The organism is Methanohalophilus sp. DAL1, from assembly GCF_001683555.1.
Lineage (GTDB): Archaea > Halobacteriota > Methanosarcinia > Methanosarcinales > Methanosarcinaceae > Methanohalophilus > Methanohalophilus euhalobius.
This window is the reverse complement of record NZ_MAFX01000058.1, coordinates 40742-58136: the sequence shown is the minus strand read 5'-3', so window position 1 is coordinate 58136 and position 17395 is coordinate 40742. Positions and strand designations below refer to the sequence as shown.

15 protein-coding genes are annotated in these 17395 nt (G+C 36.0%); 9 read left to right on the top strand and 6 right to left on the bottom strand.

Translation table 11 applies throughout. The features are described from left to right. Window positions 1-169: 169 nt before the first annotated feature. Entirely contained in the window at window positions 170-991 is an 822-nt protein-coding gene (locus tag A9957_RS10540) for a molybdenum cofactor synthesis domain-containing protein (RefSeq protein ID WP_292344168.1), read from the bottom strand. On the opposite strand from A9957_RS10540, the gene A9957_RS10535 reads away from it, so the two are divergent. Continuing rightward, complete coding sequence (locus tag A9957_RS10535; RefSeq protein ID WP_292344167.1) at window positions 977-1174, top strand: hypothetical protein; 198 nt, start codon at window positions 977-979, stop codon at window positions 1172-1174. The two genes, A9957_RS10540 and A9957_RS10535, sit on opposite strands and share 15 nt — an antisense overlap. A gap of 1000 nt (window positions 1175-2174) precedes the next feature. On the opposite strand, the gene A9957_RS10530 is transcribed toward A9957_RS10535, so the two are convergent. Continuing rightward, a complete protein-coding gene (locus tag A9957_RS10530) occupies window positions 2175-3542 on the bottom strand; it encodes a mannose-1-phosphate guanylyltransferase/mannose-6-phosphate isomerase (RefSeq protein ID WP_096712015.1) in 1368 nt (455 codons plus the stop codon). Between the two features lie 77 nt (window positions 3543-3619). Next, window positions 3620-4567, bottom strand: coding sequence for an NAD-dependent epimerase/dehydratase family protein (locus A9957_RS10525; RefSeq protein ID WP_096712014.1), 948 nt, complete (start codon window positions 4565-4567; stop codon window positions 3620-3622). A 286-nt stretch (window positions 4568-4853) separates the two neighbouring features. Here A9957_RS10525 and A9957_RS10520 point away from each other — a divergent pair, with 286 nt between their 5' ends. The 8 genes from A9957_RS10520 to A9957_RS10485 all read left to right on the top strand — a co-directional run bounded on the left by A9957_RS10520 (window position 4854) and on the right by A9957_RS10485 (window position 12916). Then, a complete protein-coding gene (locus tag A9957_RS10520) occupies window positions 4854-5030 on the top strand; it encodes a hypothetical protein (RefSeq protein WP_164909004.1) in 177 nt (58 codons plus the stop codon). A 39-nt stretch (window positions 5031-5069) separates the two neighbouring features. Further along, window positions 5070-5411 (top strand): transposase, encoded by a 342-nt coding sequence (locus A9957_RS10515; protein ID WP_128754127.1) that lies wholly within the window; start codon window positions 5070-5072, stop codon window positions 5409-5411. Between the two features lie 378 nt (window positions 5412-5789). Next, entirely contained in the window at window positions 5790-6920 is a 1131-nt protein-coding gene (locus A9957_RS10510; protein ID WP_105460291.1) for a glycosyltransferase family 2 protein, read from the top strand. Between the two features lie 4 nt (window positions 6921-6924). Beyond that, complete coding sequence (locus A9957_RS10505; RefSeq protein WP_105460292.1) at window positions 6925-8061, top strand: glycosyltransferase family 4 protein; 1137 nt, start codon at window positions 6925-6927, stop codon at window positions 8059-8061. A gap of 183 nt (window positions 8062-8244) precedes the next feature. Then, window positions 8245-9177, top strand: a complete 933-nt coding sequence (locus tag A9957_RS10500) for a glycosyltransferase family 2 protein (protein ID WP_292344166.1) — start codon at window positions 8245-8247, stop codon at window positions 9175-9177. Beyond that, window positions 9174-10091 carry a lysylphosphatidylglycerol synthase transmembrane domain-containing protein gene (locus A9957_RS10495; protein ID WP_105460293.1) on the top strand — a complete coding sequence of 306 codons (918 nt, stop codon included), beginning with the start codon at window positions 9174-9176 and terminating at the stop codon, window positions 10089-10091. The genes A9957_RS10500 and A9957_RS10495 overlap by 4 nt, the downstream gene beginning before the upstream one ends. Window positions 10092-10094: 3 nt before the next feature. Further along, the gene (locus A9957_RS10490; protein ID WP_105460294.1) at window positions 10095-10703 is read left to right on the top strand and encodes a bifunctional 2-polyprenyl-6-hydroxyphenol methylase/3-demethylubiquinol 3-O-methyltransferase UbiG; all 609 of its coding nucleotides are present in this window, start codon (window positions 10095-10097) and stop codon (window positions 10701-10703) included. Beyond that, window positions 10700-12916, top strand: coding sequence for a hypothetical protein (locus tag A9957_RS10485; RefSeq protein ID WP_292344165.1), 2217 nt, complete (start codon window positions 10700-10702; stop codon window positions 12914-12916). Before A9957_RS10490 ends, A9957_RS10485 begins: the two co-directional genes overlap by 4 nt. A 50-nt stretch (window positions 12917-12966) precedes the next feature. Here the strand turns inward: A9957_RS10485 and A9957_RS10480 are convergent, their stop codons facing one another. From A9957_RS10480 to A9957_RS10470, 3 genes are read right to left on the bottom strand one after another with little or no spacing between them, the layout of a single operon-like run. Next, window positions 12967-14133 (bottom strand): glycosyltransferase family 4 protein, encoded by a 1167-nt coding sequence (locus A9957_RS10480; protein ID WP_292344163.1) that lies wholly within the window; start codon window positions 14131-14133, stop codon window positions 12967-12969. 3 nt (window positions 14134-14136) lie between these two features. Then, window positions 14137-16506, bottom strand: a complete 2370-nt coding sequence (locus A9957_RS10475; RefSeq protein ID WP_292344162.1) for a glycosyltransferase family 4 protein — start codon at window positions 16504-16506, stop codon at window positions 14137-14139. Next, window positions 16503-17363, bottom strand: coding sequence for a class I SAM-dependent methyltransferase (locus A9957_RS10470; RefSeq protein ID WP_292344161.1), 861 nt, complete (start codon window positions 17361-17363; stop codon window positions 16503-16505). The genes A9957_RS10475 and A9957_RS10470 overlap by 4 nt, the downstream gene beginning before the upstream one ends. Window positions 17364-17395: the final 32 nt, after the last annotated feature.

Below are 17395 nucleotides of genomic sequence, written 5' to 3'. Positions count from 1 at the left end.
ATGCACCTATCACGGCTAAAACTGCTATTGTTGCTACCAAAAGTATTACCTGATTATTTCTTTTCATTCAACCACCTTATGCTCCAAACGATATGTTTGGGCAAACATAACGGTGCATTGATACACAGACACATAAATAAGTTTCTAAAAAAGGTTAATGAAGCCAGGATCAATTCTCAAAGAAAGTGACTTCAACCTCATTCCCGGCTTTAACAAAAGTGGTTTCCGGTTCTATTACAATGAAACCATCGGCCTTTGCCAGTGTTGTTATTGAAGCAGAGGTTTTATCCACCGAATGTGCACAGCCGTCAATTACTTCCACACAATGATATTCCAGCCTGTTATCTGAATACACATCATCCATAAGGGTTGCTTTCATCCTTTGCCTTGCAGGGGCAGCGATCCCCAACCCTTTTCTTACAAGCAAGGACACAATCTCATTGAATACCATCAGGGATGCTGTAGGATTACCTGGCAATCCAATTACGGGAATATTCCTGACTGATGCAATTATCACCGGTTTGCCGGGTTTGAATCTTAAGCCATGCATCCGGATTTGGCCTTCTTCTTCCATTAACCGGTGCATGAAATCATCCGAACCTGCCGATGTGCTGCCGGTTGTCAATACGATATCACATTCAGAAACTGCCTTTAAAAGGAGAGAACGGGCTTTTTCAGGCTCATCCCCAACTATGCCATAGGCTACAGGAGTTGCTGACAAACGTCTGATGGCAGCTGACAGAGTATAGGAATTGGCATCATATACCATGCCCGGACTGAGAGGATTTCCAGGCTCGGTCAATTCATTCCCGGTAGATATAATGCCCACTTTCAGGTTTTTGACAATTGTATTATTGATACCCAGCGCCGCAAGGATACCGATCTTTGCAGGAGACAACATTTGCCCTGCTTCAAGAACAGTCTCACCTAGGGAAATATCAGTGCCTGCGACAAGGATAATGCTGTTGCCAAGACCGTGAACCTGCCCCATGAGGCTACGGTAGAGGATTTCCGGGAGATCTATATGCTGGCCTACCGGTTGAAGTGCAAGGGAATTGCTGCTTACCGTTATGGAAGCAAGGCAGAGCAGGTGCTGGAGATCGGGGGGACCGGGAAGAAAAGGGATGATCGCACTGCAACAGTTAAGGCCTGTACGAAAAACGGATGTGAGTGAGGTAAATTGTGATTGTCCGGTTTTGAGGAGTCGAATACTGCCGGATGCATAAATCACCCAGAAATATTCCAGTAATTTTTGATGCATACTTGAGAATAAAATGTACCACTGGTATGAGATCCGTTTTTTTTCAGGGCATGACATATGCCATGCATTCAGGTTGTGTCATTCTTGAAGTTAAATCGAAAGATGTGATCCTCCAGCTACAGACATAACTGAATCGATAAATTTTAATTAATCTTTTGACATGCCATTCAATTATAGATATAATGGGAGTTCCAGATCTTAAATCTGGAACAAAATATATTCACTCCCTTTGTGTTTATTTTAGCCAAAATTACATTGGGACTTTTCTTATATAAATAATACATTAGTGAAAGTTAGAAGAAAGAGTTTCTACAGAGATCGAAATCTTTCTATTCATACGTATCCTTTTCTATCATAAACAAAAAAGAGAGTTTTAATCTATCCGTAATTCCAGCGAAAAACACAAAAGAAAAAACTGGTTACCTTGATTATTTTATTGATATCATATTTAAACTCAAATCCCCTTACTGAGTAAGTAAACTGGCTGATGAAAATACGCTAGGTGTATCACCATTCTTTTGGAATACCTATTATAGTTTGTATTCGTCCTTTCAACATCTACAATCTCCAACATGATTTCCTCTAACCCTTCTTTGGGGCTAATCTCAAAATTCATAGAAAGTATAAAGGCCAAACAATCCCCCACCATTTTTGGGATAGAAAACAGACAAGTGATTTCATATCAATATATGATATTTTGGAACTGATTGACCTGGTAATCCAAAAAAGAAAGCTATAATCAGTACTTAATGCAGGTACAGAAGTAAAAACATCTATCAATACTTTAGCAGAAGAAATAACTGAATATTAAGTATGAAGATGCAATGGCAGACGATATATTTTAGTGTATCTGATATTTTTGTTGCAAATGTTTTAGGATTTGGCCTGATGTAGAGCCTAAAGAAAGATTGAATCAATTCCTTCCATATTCATCGTCAAACCTGACAATATCATCCTCTGCCACATATTCTCCCAGCTGTACCTCAATGATTTCAAGTGGGATAGTACTAGGATTGCCCAGCCTGTGCTTCTCTCCTGCACGGATAAAGGTACTCTCGCCTGGCCTGACAAAGAATTCTTCGCCGTTTACATGGACCTCTGCCATACCTGTCACAACCACCCAGTGCTCACTCCTGTGATAATGTAACTGGAGACTGAGTTTTTGCTCAGGCAAAACCCGTATCTTTTTGATTACATGAGCATCAGACCATTCAAGCACAGTATAAGACCCCCATGGCCGGTAGACAGTCTGGCCGATGCTGGCTCTGGGATCGTTTCTGGATTTCAGCTGGTTAACTACCTGCTTGACCTTATGGCTGCTGTTTCTGGGACAGATGAGAAGGGCATCAGGAGTGTCCACCACTGCCATGTCATTTGTGTCTATGAGGCTTACCATTTTGCCAGGTTTTGAGTGGATAAGGTTATTACTGGAATTCAGGTTCATCTGGTCACAGTCATTAATCACGTTACCCTCCTGGTCCTTTAGCATTTCTTCATAGATGGCAGAGAAATTACCCAGATCACTCCACTTTGCATCAAGCTGGACCACGACCACGTTGTCGGATTTTTCCATTATGCCGTAATCCACCGACTTCGAAGGAAGATTGTTGTATGTTTCCTGCATGTTTGCCGAGGAATTAAAAGCGTTATAAAACTCTGGAGCATGTTTCTTGATCTCTGTGAAAAAAGTTTCAGTATTAAGAAGGAACATCCCGCTATTCCAGAGACAACCTTCTGCAATGTAATGTTCTGCAGTCTCAACATCCGGCTTTTCCCTGAACTCAGAGACCCTGAAGCCCATATTGATCTGTTCTGCAGGTTTGATATAACCATAACCGGTGTTAGGCGATGTGGGAGTTACACCGAAGGTTACCAGATGGTTTTCTGCGAGTATTTCTGCCTCTGCAATAATCTGCATTGCAGAGGAAGCCATTACATGGTCCGATGAAAAGACCCCTACAGTGGATTTGCCATATTTTTTCTCGATCACCTTCATCCCAAAACAGATGGCTGGCAGGGTATTTTTGCCTTCAGGCTCGATCAGAAGATTTTCCTCCGGCAGATCGTATCCCAATTCCTGGATATGACCCTTGATGTAAAACTGCTGAGTTGAATTGGTGACCACGAAAATTTCAGAAATATCCGATATCTCAAGACAGCGCAATACAGTGTCCTGGAACAGGGAATGTTTTCCAAACTTCAAGAACTGTTTGGGATACTGCGAGCGGCTCAGGGGCCAGAGACGTGTGCCAGTTCCACCGGCAAGGATTATCGATTTCATATTATAATCACTGGAGATTCTACTTACTTTGATTGATTTATGGTATTTTGCATTGTGTATTTATATATTATGTTAATTCACAGCAACTCCCGCACAGCATTCCTCACACTCTCTTGAGAAGTACATCGGGCATTCCAACCAATCTCCCTCAACTTCGCCACATCCAGTCTCATTTTCGGCACATCACCTTTCCAGCCACGTGAACCACCTGTATAAGTGAATTCAACGTCCTGCAGACCCATCTCTTCAGCCACAACTTCACCTATCTCTGTAGCACTGAGGGTGTCCTCTGAACCGATGTTGAAGATATTCACTGTGTTTCTGGAATGCTCAACTGCAAAGAGAATGGCCTTGACACATTCTGGAACGTGGAGGTAGGATTTGGATTGTTTACCGTCTCCCAGAATTTCAAGGGATTTTGGATTGGCGCGAAGTTTGTTGATAAAATCAAAGATTATGCCGTGATTACTTCGGCTTCCTATGATATTGGCAAAACGGAATATCCAGCAGTTCATGTCAAAAGTATGGGAATATGAAGTAATCAGAGCCTCACAGGCCAGTTTGGAGGCACCGTAGAGGGAAATCGGGACAAGTGGGCCGTAATCTTCCGGGGTTGGTATTACTGTTGCTTCACCATAGACTGTGGAGGTTGATGTGAAGGCAAGATTTGGCACTTCGTTTTTGCGCATGGCCTCCAGCAAGTTGTAGGTAGCCCTGATGTTCTGGTCGAAATGTACCTTTGTATTTTCCACACCCAGCCGGACATCGGGGTTTGCAGCAGCATGATAGACCATATCAATGCCACAGCAGGCTTTGTTGATAGCGGGTTCATCTAGCAGGTCGGCTTCCAGAAATGTGAAATTTGGTTTGTCTAGATGGGGTTCGATATATTTCTTGTTCCCTGAACTCAGGTTATCAAAAACTGTGACTTCATAACCTTCAGACAACAGGCGATCTACCAGATGGCTGCCGATAAAACCTGCACCACCTGTTACCAGTATCTTTTGTATTGCTTTTTCTGACATGGACCGACCCTGCGGATAATGCTAATGTTTTTGCTGCAAAATGATTTGATCATTGATATTATTTTTACTATAAGAGATGATCGGAGTGGAATTGCCTGGTAGAATAATTGCAGTAATTCAATGATATATTCAAAAACTGAATAATTTCGAAGTTAGTCAAAAATACGAATTGTCAAAAGTAACTTCAACTCATCGAGCAGGAGTTCCTTTCCGTAAGGTAGGAGAGGAATGCGCCTGATATTCAGAAAAGTAATTTTTTATAATAAGTAAGTGAATATAGTAGTGTATGTTTCTTACTAAAACAGTTATCCTGAAAATGGCAAATCCTGATAATGATTTGGTGGAAACTATGCAGAAATATTCGGATGGAATGAATTATGCTTCCAAATTTGTTTTTGACAAAGGTAAACCGATTCCAGCAATGAAATTACAGAAGTTTACTTCTATCTTCGTGAAATATTAAAATTAAAATCCCAGATGAGTTGTAATATCCCACGACAAGTTGCAGGATGTTACAAAACATTACATAAACAGAAAAGGGCAAAAAGTAGAGTTTTCGCCGTCATCAATGACTTTTTCTTACAAAAGAGATTTTACTGTTAGTGAAGATACGGTCAAAATAACCACTATTAATGGAAGAAAATCTTATTCCATTTTGAATTATGATTACGCTAAACAGTATTTTGATGGTTCATGGAAATATCAGGCATCCAAAGTTGTAAAACATAAAGACGGAGATTATTATTTCCATTTATGTGTGGAGAAAGAAGTTCCTGATAAACAAATAACAGATGCTTCTACTTTCATGGGTATAGATGTTGGTATGAGAACAATGCCGATCTGATAGATGCAATGAATATTGAACACAGAACACGGGATTACAGGTATATCCTGGAATCTCAGGGGTGCTTGTCAGCCACCCGGACGAATGCTTAATTGACATTCAAGCCCCTTGCCGTAAGGGAGGGGTAGTTGACTTGAAATGGATATATCCAACAGGCAAAACAGATAGGAAAGATACAATTAGTTAAGCATATCAAATATGGCTCTGTAGAAATCCTCGAAATTCCAGGAAATATTGAAACTAACAATAATTCTGAAATTACCAGATGTCTTTAGATATATTGTTACTAAGTTTACGTGTATTATCTCTGGGTAACTGAATTCATCTTTTTGCGTTCATAAAAAAATATTTAAACCAACATATTCATTAACAATCCACATGCCCAAATTGTCCGTTGTGATGCCTTCCATGAATGAGGAAAAGACCATTGGGATCTGCATCACAAAAGCGAAGAAGGTTTTTGAAAAATGCAACCTTGAGGGGGAGATTATCGTGGTTGACAACTCTTCTGATATGACTCCTGAGATTGCTGCATCCATGGGTGCCCGGGTCATTTCAGGCAAGGAAGGCTATGGAAATGCCTATATGGCGGGCCTCTCAAGCACAACAGGTGATTATATTGCGATTGCGGATTCCGATAATACCTACGATCTGGAAGAATTAACCGGATTTATGAAGTATTTGATCAATGGAGAGGCGGATTTTGTTATTGGAAGCAGGTTGAGAGGTAATATTCAAAAGGGGGCCATGCCGTGGCTCCACCAGTATATTGGGAATCCTTTGCTGACCCGGATGTTGAATTTATTGTTTAAAACAGATATATCGGATGCACATTGCGGAATGCGGGCATTTACAAGGGAAGCCCTTGATAAGATGAAACTCAAGACCCATGGCATGGAGTTTGCCTCGGAGATGGTCATAGAGGCGTCCTATAATGACCTGAGGATCAAAGAGGTACCTATCAGCTATCATGTACGTTATGCCCCGTCCAAACTCCGGTCGCTGCAGGACGGCTGGCGGCATGTAAGATTCATGATGCTGTATCAACCTCTGAAATTTATGTTTGTGCCGGGCTTTCTTGTATTTCTGGTAGGCTTTTTACTTACTGCTCTTTCTCTCCTGCAGGGTAATGTAGTGGAAACACGACTGCATTCTTTTATTCTGGGAGGTATGTTGCTTATTGTGGGCGGACAGATACTCGCCACTGGCTCCTATATGAAGGCCTATGGTCTTATTCATGGCATATACCATAAAAAGAATGACGTATTCAGGAAGATGTTAAGTTACCACTCTCTGGAAAAGGAGCTGTTCATAGGCTCCGGTTTGCTGATACTGAGCTTTATATTGGGCCTTTGGATTGTGTATACCTGGGCAAGCACTGGCTATGGGTCCCTGTCAGAGGTCGAAATCGCTATTGTGGCAATGGTACTTGCCGCACTGGGACTGCAGATGATCTTTGGTTCCATTTTCCTGAGTGTAATGCTTCTTGGTACCGATATTGATAGGTGATTTCTTGAAGATCGCTTTTGTCTATGATGCGATATACCCCTGGGTCAAAGGGGGTGCTGAAAAGCGCATTTATGAGATCGGAAAACGCCTTGCTGAACGTGGAGACGAAGTCCATCTTTTTGGGGTCAAATGGTGGGAAGGCGAGAATAAGAATATTATTGAATACGAGGGTATGACCCTCCATGGCGTATGTGCGGCCAGGGAACTGTATATCAATGGAAAGCGGTCGATCTCTGAGGCCCTGATTTTTTCAGTGAAACTCTTCAAGCCTTTATTAAAAGAGAAATTTGATGTTATTGATGTAAGTGTCTTCCCGTATTTTTCCTGCTTCACCGTAAGGACAGTATCTGTTCTCAGAAAAACCCCGGCCTTTTTCACATGGCATGAGGTCTGGGATGACTACTGGTATGAGTATATGGGGAGGAGGGGATTTTTTGGGAAAATTATAGAGAGGATTGTTGCGAAAATATCATCAGAAAATATTGCTGTTTCAGAGTGGACAAAAAAACAACTCATCTCTATTGGAACGGACCCGGAAAAGATACAGGTTGTTCCGAACGGAATCAATCTCCAGAAAATAACAGGTATAAAACCTGCAAACAAAACTTGCGACATAATTTTTGCAGGCAGGCTCATAAAAGAGAAAAATATCGATGTTCTATTAAATGCAGTGGCCAGATTAAAAGCCAACCTCCCGCAACTTAAATGCTGCATCATCGGAGATGGGCCTGAAAAGGACAGGCTGTTAAAACTTTCCCGGGAACTTGAAATCGCCGGTAATGTTGAGTTTGCCGGATTCCTGGAATATGATGCCCTCATTGCCCGGATCAAATCTTCCAGAGTATTTGTCCTGCCTTCAAGCCGTGAAGGGTTTGGAATTATTGTAATAGAAGCATTCGCATGTGGGGTTCCTGTGATTACTGTTAGTGAAAAGAGAAATGCAGCACAGGATTTGATTGATGAAGGTGTTAATGGATTTGTTGTAGAACCCCATCAACCAGAAGAAATAGCCAAGTTTGCAAAAATGGTGTTGGATGGCGATTTTGCCAATAAAGAAAGGTCATACGATATCTACTGTAGTTCAATGAAATATGATTGGGGGGAAGTAGTTGAAAAAATTCCTTTCAAGTATGTGAGTTGATGAAGAAGTTTAATTGGATTCAATATTTAAAATCTTAAGACTACCACTCTAATAATATATCCTTATTACTTTAATAAATAAAAAGTATTAAGTAGTATTGTTAGTTATAGACATCTCAAAAAACTTAGATAATATAGATGGAACTTCATTTGATTATTTTAATTTAACATACTAGGTGCTTAAATGATCAAACTTGTAGTAATGATTCCAGCTTATAATGAGGAAAATACAATTGGAAAAGTTGTGAGGGAAATCCCTGCAAAAATAAATGGGATTGACCAAATTGAAATTCTTGTAATCAATGACGGATCCGAAGACAGAACCGTAGAAGAAGCTTTGAATGCTGGTGCACATCGTATAATGTCTCACAAGACAAATTTGGGTTTGGCGAAGTCTTTCAGAGATGGTCTTAATGAAGCACTCTCAATCGGTGCAGATATCATTGTCAACACAGATGCTGATTTCCAATATAACCAGACAGAAATTCCTAAATTGATAGAACCGATTCTACAGGAACAAGCAGATATTGTAATTGGAGACCGCCAAATCGAAAAACTTGACCACATGCCCAAGGGCAAATATTTTGGAAATAAGATTGCAACATGGGTCACAAGAAGGGCTACCGGATGGCCGGTCAAGGATGCACAAACCGGATTCAGGGCTTTTTCCCGTGAAGCTGCCAGAAAAATGAATTTAACAGGTGAATATACATATGTGCAGGAAACACTTATTTATGCTGCACAAAAAGATTTGACTCTTGTCCAGATTCCTATCGAATTCAGGAGAAGGGAAGGTAAATCACGTCTTATAGCCAATTTATTAGGTTATGCGGCCTCTGCCGGAGTGACAATTTCAAGAAGTTATCGAGATTACAACCCTTTGAAGGTTTTTTCAGGTATTGGAATTGCAACTATTTTTATCGGAGTAATTTTTGGATCAAGGGTATTGGTTCATTACTGGCAGACAGGTATGGTTACACCATATCTTCCATCTGCAGTTCTAACTACGGTTTTGGTTATTGTTGGATTGCTGGCTTTTATTTTTGGCTTACTTGCAGATATGATTAAAACTCAAAAAATATTGTCTGAAGAAATTCTGTATAGGTTAAAAGAATGAACAAATCTTTCATTGTAAAATTAGGGTTAACAGTATTTTTCTTAATAGTATTATTAAAGAAAATAGATGTATTTAAAATAGAAGATATATTGTCTACTTTAAACCCTTATTATTTTTTAATTTGTATATCTATCACACCTGCACTTTATTTAATTCGAACATATAGATGGCAACTCATGCTCAAGGAAGTAGGTATTAGAAAGTCATTTTTTAAATTATTTAAAATAGTGATTATAGGAACATTTTATGGATTAATTACACCTGGTAAGGTTGGAGAACTTGGTAGAGTATATCATTTTAGTGAAAATAAATCACTCATAATTCCTACATTGGTCTTAGAGAAAGCAGTTGATATATTCATATTATCTCTACTGAGTTTTTGTACAGTATTACTTTATTTTGGTGATGATAACAGTATAAAATATTTAATATTATTAATGTTGTTTTCATTAGTAATAGTACTCTACTTATCTATAAACAAAAGACTTGTGTTGCTTATAACGGATATATTTAAAATGGACCAAAGTAAAGTAATTATGTACATTGAATCTCTGAAAAAATTGCTGATACATAAAAAGTTGATATTAAATTTGTTTTTAATATCTTTTTTTTATTATGGAATTGTCTATATAATAGGAAATTTTCTTTTATTATCTCTAGGATTAAATACTATATTGGTAATTACAATTCCTCTGATTATATTGATTGGAAACGTCCCCATTACTATATCTGGAATTGGTTTAAGAGAATCAATTGGTACAATTTGTTTTGTATCAATGGGAGAATCAGAAATCCATGGATTTTTCTTTTCTTTACTAATTTTTATTATTATTACCGTAATACCAGCAATTTTTGGTTATTTACTAAGTATATTATCTATTGAGGGTATTAAATTGGAAAATAAAGGTGTTTAAAAAATGAAAGAGGATATTGATGGTGGAAATTTATACAATAAATACGAAAGCAAAAACCCGCTCGTTAAATTTCTAATGAAAATGTATCTTAATGATTTTGATTCACTGATATATCCAATAAAAAATGAAATTGAAAGTACTTTTGAAATTGGATGTGGAGAAGGATATCTAACTAAACACATAAGAGATATGGGTATCCCTATCGAAGGTGCAGATGTTTCCGAAAGAGTTGTTGAACACGCAAGAGAGATACATCCTTCAATTAATTTTACAGTGAAATCAATATACGAAGTCAGCAATTATAACAAAAAACACGACCTTATTTTAGCAAGTGAAGTATTAGAACACTTGGAAAAACCGGAACATGCTATAGATGAATTAAAAGAAGCAACTACGAAGTATATTTTTCTAAGTGTACCAAATGAACCTTTCTTTAGAATGGCAAATGTTTTGAGATTAAAGTATCTTAATGATCTTGGAAATACACCAGGTCACATAAACCACTGGAGTTATAAAAGTTTTAAAAAATTCATAGAAAATAATTCTTTGAAAATTGTAAGTTCTAAGATATCAACTCTCTGGTTAATGGCACTATGTGAGGTTGAAGAATGATTTCGGAAATGAAATATAATATATTCTCATGTAACAGAAAAATGCTGAAATACAAAGTGACTGAATATATAAAATCAAAAAAAATAAATCTGCTTGCTTTAGGGCTGTACACCATCCTTACGTATTTGATGGTATATCTTCCTGTATCTATTAATTTAAACCAAACATATTTAGGACATGCTGAAGTTGTATACTGGTCACATTACTTCTGGTGGTTTGATTATGCAATAACTAATTTTATAAATCCTTTAAATAATAGTATGGTTTTTTATCCCATAGGTATGGATTTGGTGGATTCAATATTCCCAGCCTTCCTTTTTACGCCAATAACACATATTTTTGGATCCGTTATAAGTTATAATCTGTACGTATTATCAACATTTGTCCTTGCCGGCTATGGCATGTTTCTATTATCAAAATATTTGTTTGAAGATTCGTATATTGCTTTTGTAACAGGTATCATATTCGCATTTTTTCCCTTCCATTTTGGAGCCAGTTTAAGTCATGTACATACCTTCAGTATAATGTGGATACCATTTTTTGTTTTATTCTTTTTTAAAACTTATAAAAACCCCACGAAGTCAAACATAATATTATCGAGTTTGTTTTTCTCCATAAATGCTTTGACTTCATGGACAGTTGCTGTCATGCTGGCTCTATTTTGTGCAATATATATGCTGAGTAATTGGAAGTTCACTTTTTCTAAAAAATTCTTCCCAAAGATTGTTATCTTTGCCATTTTGTCCCTGTGTTTTATGTCTCCTGGCCTCTATTTGATAATGAAAAATATGCTTGTAAACGAGAATATGTTCTTAGGTCTGAACAATTTCATACATTATTCTGCTGATCTCTTAGGCTTTGTTACACCATCTCCATTACACCCGCTTTTTGAAGATTTTTCAAATGAAGTTTACAGTCAATTTACAGGAAATTATTCTGAAAACATAGTATTTATTGGCTATTCGGTTATATTATTGTCAGCATTTGGTATCTATTCATATATAAAGAAAAAATTAGACAAATCTATTTTATTCTGTCTAATCATATTTTTTGTTTTGTCCCTGGGCCCGGTGTTACATGTATTTGGAACATATTACTTTACAGATCATAATCTTACAGTCATGTTACCGGGCATTCTCACTAAATATCTTCCATTTTTTAATATGATAAGGGTACCATCAAGATACGATATAATGGTAATGTTCTTTTTTTCAATATTTGCAGGTTATGGATTGAAATACATATTTGAAAAGATACCTAGAAGCAAATCGAATAAACTCATAATTTGCTGTATAATCTCTTTGGTCATACTGTTTGAATTCATGGCAGTATTACCTACACAGGATGTCAAAGATACACCTGATTTTTATTATTCCTTCCAGCAAGACGATAACACCAATCCAATAATTGAAATACCCATAATTCGATCTCCTTTGGATTCAGCTTCTGTATACATAAATTATTACGAATACCAAAAGGTACATCAAAAACCCATGATGGGAGGTTATTTTAATCGTGTAAATCCTGTGTATGCAGAATTTATGAATAATGATTCTGTATTGAAAACTGTATTCCAGGGAAAGAGAAATATCGATATTGCAAAGGATAGTCTATCATTTGCACCTCTTGCTTATCTCAAATTAAATCATGGAGTATCACATGTAATTTTACATAAAAAATATCTGGATCAAGAAGACCTTAATTTTTTACTTTCATATTTAGGTGATGATTATATAATGGATAATTCTGTGGCTACTGATCCATTGATAATTTACAATACCAGTAGTGCATCAGGTCAAAGTTTCTCAGTGAATAACTATGTAATGTCTTTAGATAATGGTTGGCACGGCCTAGAATATCGAGAGGGCTCAATTCCCACTCGTTGGATGTCAAATAACGCCAGTATTATAGTAAATTCAAATGAAAACAATGAGGCTAATTTAAAATTCAGAGCACATAGTTTCTACAAACCACGTACCTTGAAAATCTATGTGAATAATGACTTTTATGGCCAGCAGATAATACCTTCTACTGGTTTTGTAAACGTATCCACACCGATAAATATCAACAAAGGAGAAAATATTATTCTATTGCACGTAGTTGAAGGGTCTGATCGCCCATGCGATATTCCAGAGTTGAATAATGGTGACTCAAGAAATCTCAGTATAGAAATACAGAATGTGACTGTAGATGCACACAAAGTGAATGAATAAGTATACCTGTAAAAATGTACAAGGAGATGAAGCCAAAAAATGTAGTTAACTTATTTTCTCTCTAATTTTTCCAGCAGATTCAAATACTTCTTTTCCACAGTTTCCCAGCTGTAATTTTCTTCAACAAACGTTTTGCCATTCTCACCCATCTTAATCCTTAAATCATCGTTTTTCAGCAAAAGCTTCATGCATTCTCTAAATTCGTCATAATTTTGATACCATAAACCGGCGTTGCTCCTGATACATTGTCCTTTTAAGACCTCACATTCCCCATTTACAAGTACAGGGGTACCGCATCTCATTGCTTCCAAAGTTACTAATGACAAACTCTCGTAAGGAGAAGGCATAATTAACAGCTTTGCATTTTTAAGCAATGAAAATTTTTCTTCCTCAGAAACAAAACCAATGTATTCAATATTAGGATTTTTTGGTACACCTATAGCATCATATCCTGCCAAAACCAAACGAGGAATATCCTTTAGCTCTTCAACAGCTCTTTTATAATATTCAAATAATTGATAGCATCCTTTAGACCCTTCAATCCTACCCAGATAGAAAATATAATCAGTGTCTTCCATTGATTCGAAATTTTGAATATTGTCAGGTACTTCAATACCACATCCAACAATATCCCAATGCTTTTCTTTTTCGTTGAAGTTTACTTTAGAACAAATCAAATCTTGTTCTTCAGGTGTGCTATAAATGATACCCTTTACATTTTTAAATATTTCATTCGTTGTTGTTAGATCCAATGCAGGATCATTTTCAGCAAAAGATGCAACTAACGACTTGTCTCCAACCTCTTTTATGCCATAATAGCTTTGATAATATCTAAATGTAAAGAATATAAAAACATCGTAGTTATCTTTATTTTTTGATATATACTCCAACAGGTCTGGGCAATATGGTCCCTGTTCATCAATCCATAATAGTTCATCATCCCTATTGTGTGTGGAATAAAAGACCTTTTCTTGAATCCGGGATTGTTTATTAGAATCACGATATCTGGAATTTTTAAATCGTCTCACCAGAATTCCATTTATGCCCTCAGTCCCGACTTTGTATACATTTTCCCATGTATGGTAATCTTTTGCACAGGTTGTGAGGACTTCAACTTCATGGTACTTATTCACATGTTCTGCAACTAACCTTGTAAGATATTCTGCACCACCAACAATATCTTCTCCATACCTTTGTACAATAAATGCGAGTTTCATGAATTACATCTCATTTAATTTTTCTTTAATCGATTTTGCAATAGTTTCCCATGAATAATTGTCTTCAGCCAAAACTCTTGCATTTATTCGTAATTTGGTGTGAAGATCTTTATCATTGATCAATTCAACCATTTTTTCCGGGATTTCATCAGCAGAACAAATTATCGCATGTTTTTCATTTTCGATATTTAATCCTCTTGCTCCAATTGGGGTGCTAATAACAGGAATACCCGCACTCATATAATCAAGCATCTTGAGATTGGTTCCAGACCCCGAAAACATTGGATTAATTGCAATATCCGCTAATTTATATATCTCATATTTTTCTTCTTCATCGACAACCCCAAATGCTAAAATATTATTTGGTAAATTTCCATACTCAGCAAGATAATAATCTTTAACGCTTCCTATAACTAAAAATTTGTATTTTTCAAATTTTTTTGATAACTTGTCAACAATAAATTTTAGGGCTTCTAGGTTAGGTGGATGCCAACTCCCTACAAACAAAATTGTAACCCTGTCAGACATATCAACAAGTTGTTTTTGTTCTTCTTTTTCCTCATCCTTAATAGTATGAATCTCTGAAGTATCAACACCATTTGGAGTAACAAATACCTTTTTTGGATTAACACTGTATACTTCTATCAAATTCTTTTTCTCTTCTTGTGATGTAGCAAAGATGAGATTCGATTTTGAACAGGCCTTTTTTTCAATATTTTTTATTTTCTTAACATAGTTTTGATCATCGATATAATTTATCTTTTGTTGATATTCAATATCAATAGCATCATAAATCATCAATTTATTGTTTTTGATATATTTTTCTAAGTTATATAGATATGGATGTGAAAAAATAATAATATCTGCGTCTTTGCTTAAGTTTTTAACTTTATGAACATATTTTTCAGATTTCTTTACAAAATCGATCATGCAGACATCATATAAATTTCGTTTCAACTTGTGTTCTACTTCCCACTGAGCTTCAGCATGTTCTCTGCTTTGTGGAACACAAATTTGTTTTAATCCGTTTTTCAAAATCAAGTCCTGATAAGGTTTATTCGCTTCAATTATTGAGCAGATTGTTACATCAAAATCCTTTGCCAACAAAGAATAGATATTATAGAGCCTGTGTTGACCTCCACCTCTTGGAGGATAACATGAATACGTAGATAATACCAAAACTTTCTTTTTAACCTTAGGTATCAGCTGTTTATCATTTAACAACTGGGAAGCAACATTATTCCAATTAATATCTTCTACTTTTCTATATGCAAGGTTTCCCATTTTTATAGCTTCTTCTCTATTTTCGATAATATAATTGATTTTTTCTGCAATCTTTAGAGGATTTGGTTCGACTGCAAAACCTGTGTCATAATTATTTACAAATTCTAAGGAGCCACCACTATCTATTGCTGTTAGGATTGGTTTATGACTCATCATTCCTTCAATTGTAATTAACCCATAGTCTTCATCAAAAGGAATGTATAATATCATAAGAGCATTTGAATACAAGTTTACCAGATCCTCTTCACTCGTATATCCGATAAATTCAATTCTTGCGTCTCCCTTTGCTAGCTCTTTTAATCTTTTCTCTTCTGGTCCGGTTCCTGCAATTTTGAATTTGATATCATACTGCACGTATTTCATTGCTTCTACAAGGAGATTAATACGTTTTGAAGAATCAAGACGGCTTGCAGTAAAGAGATAATCATAATCATTGCACTCAAATTTTTCAATTTTTGAAGGATGATATACCACACTAACTTCAGCACTTTGAGGAAAATAATCTTTCCTTAATTTTACATTCTCTGAAATTGCAAAATACTTATAAATCCGATCTGACGCAAGAGCATATGCATCAAAATAATGAATAATTTTTCGAATAAATGGACCAGGGAATTTAAAGGTCTCATTATCATAGTTCTGTTGCTCAATTTTTAGTTGATTTAATATTTTGAAAATATTATTGGTGTTATCTTCAGATAAATCATCCGCATCTATAATTTCAAGAATGTTTTTCACTAAGCCAACACGTAAATTCTGAGGAACAACCATTGATTCATTGCAAAAATGATATGTATCAAATAACCCCCTTAAGTGATGCTGCAGATATACAGTGTGATTTTTATGTTTTACCATCCAAGCTGGGTATTTGGTAGATATGACCACGTCAAAGTAAGATAAATCCAATTTATAAAATAAATAATATGAATCTATCAAATCCCAAAAATTGTGTTCACGGGTAGGGATTTTAAACAATTCACACTGATGAGTTGTATGTTCATTTATGTAATTCTGTAACCCCCACCAAAGTTTTTCTGCTCCTCCAATATTAAATGGCACTGGACTTGGTGCAACAATTGCGATTTTCACAACTTCACTCCCACTAAAATAAATCTGCAATAAATTGATTTATCAATTTGTTCAGGATTATCTAATAAATATACTTTAAAATTCATATTTTTATTTGGTTCGATTAATCTTTGAAACAACGATTTTGGAGAATAAAATCTACCGTGTCTGTTTCCCCAGTTTTCAGCACAATATATCTCAACATCTTCATCAAATTTTACATTTTCTGGAACGGAATATGTAGGGTCTGTTTGACAACTCTCTTTGGAATATAGGTATAATGGAACGATCACAATCTGACTTCCAGGAGACAATACTCTTTCCATTTCCTTCATAAATTGAATATCAGAGTCATTTTCAAAATGCTCAATGCTACATGTTGCAATTGCTCCATTAAAAAAATTATCAGGGACAGGAATATTCGAAGCGTCACTACCTATTCTATTTGCATGAATGCCAGATTTATACATTATATCTTGAGAATAACTATTGCAATCAAACAATTTATTGAATATTTCAGCAACAGGTGAATGCTCACTTGCGATATCGATAAAATTATCATGTGCTTGAAGATCAATTAGCGAATAACATAAAAAATGTTTCAATGTTTTTTCGTAAAAATTATCTATGTAATATTCTGGATATCTAATTTTGTATTCCGCTTTATTTAGGTACTGTAAATATTCTGCTGGATTTATCTCATATTTAGAAATTGGAATCCCCAGTACCTTTAAGTCATTCAAAATATCTGAGATGCAGTTGGGATCATTATTATTTATTGCTCCAATAATAATTTTATTTTTGAACTTTCGTTCTAATATTTCAACTCCTTCTTCAAATGTGAAAGCATCATTTTTAGATTGGTATATATATTCCATATTGTTCACCTACTTAAATCAAAGACGCTACA

Bases quoted from the DNA above. Each gene is read 5' to 3' on its own strand.
- A9957_RS10540 (WP_292344168.1), bottom strand. From the start codon at position 991: ATGGGGCAGGTTCACGGTCTTGGCAACAGCATTATCCTTGTCGCAGGC.
- A9957_RS10530 (WP_096712015.1), bottom strand. From the start codon at position 3,542: ATGAAATCGATAATCCTTGCCGGTGGAACTGGCACACGTCTCTGGCCC.
- A9957_RS10525 (WP_096712014.1), bottom strand. From the start codon at position 4,567: ATGTCAGAAAAAGCAATACAAAAGATACTGGTAACAGGTGGTGCAGGT.
- A9957_RS10520 (WP_164909004.1), top strand. From the start codon at position 4,854: ATGTTTCTTACTAAAACAGTTATCCTGAAAATGGCAAATCCTGATAAT.
- A9957_RS10510 (WP_105460291.1), top strand. From the start codon at position 5,790: ATGCCCAAATTGTCCGTTGTGATGCCTTCCATGAATGAGGAAAAGACC.
- A9957_RS10500 (WP_292344166.1), top strand. From the start codon at position 8,245: ATGATCAAACTTGTAGTAATGATTCCAGCTTATAATGAGGAAAATACA.
- A9957_RS10495 (WP_105460293.1), top strand. From the start codon at position 9,174: ATGAACAAATCTTTCATTGTAAAATTAGGGTTAACAGTATTTTTCTTA.
- A9957_RS10490 (WP_105460294.1), top strand. From the start codon at position 10,095: ATGAAAGAGGATATTGATGGTGGAAATTTATACAATAAATACGAAAGC.
- A9957_RS10485 (WP_292344165.1), top strand. From the start codon at position 10,700: ATGATTTCGGAAATGAAATATAATATATTCTCATGTAACAGAAAAATG.
- A9957_RS10480 (WP_292344163.1), bottom strand. From the start codon at position 14,133: ATGAAACTCGCATTTATTGTACAAAGGTATGGAGAAGATATTGTTGGT.
- A9957_RS10470 (WP_292344161.1), bottom strand. From the start codon at position 17,363: ATGGAATATATATACCAATCTAAAAATGATGCTTTCACATTTGAAGAA.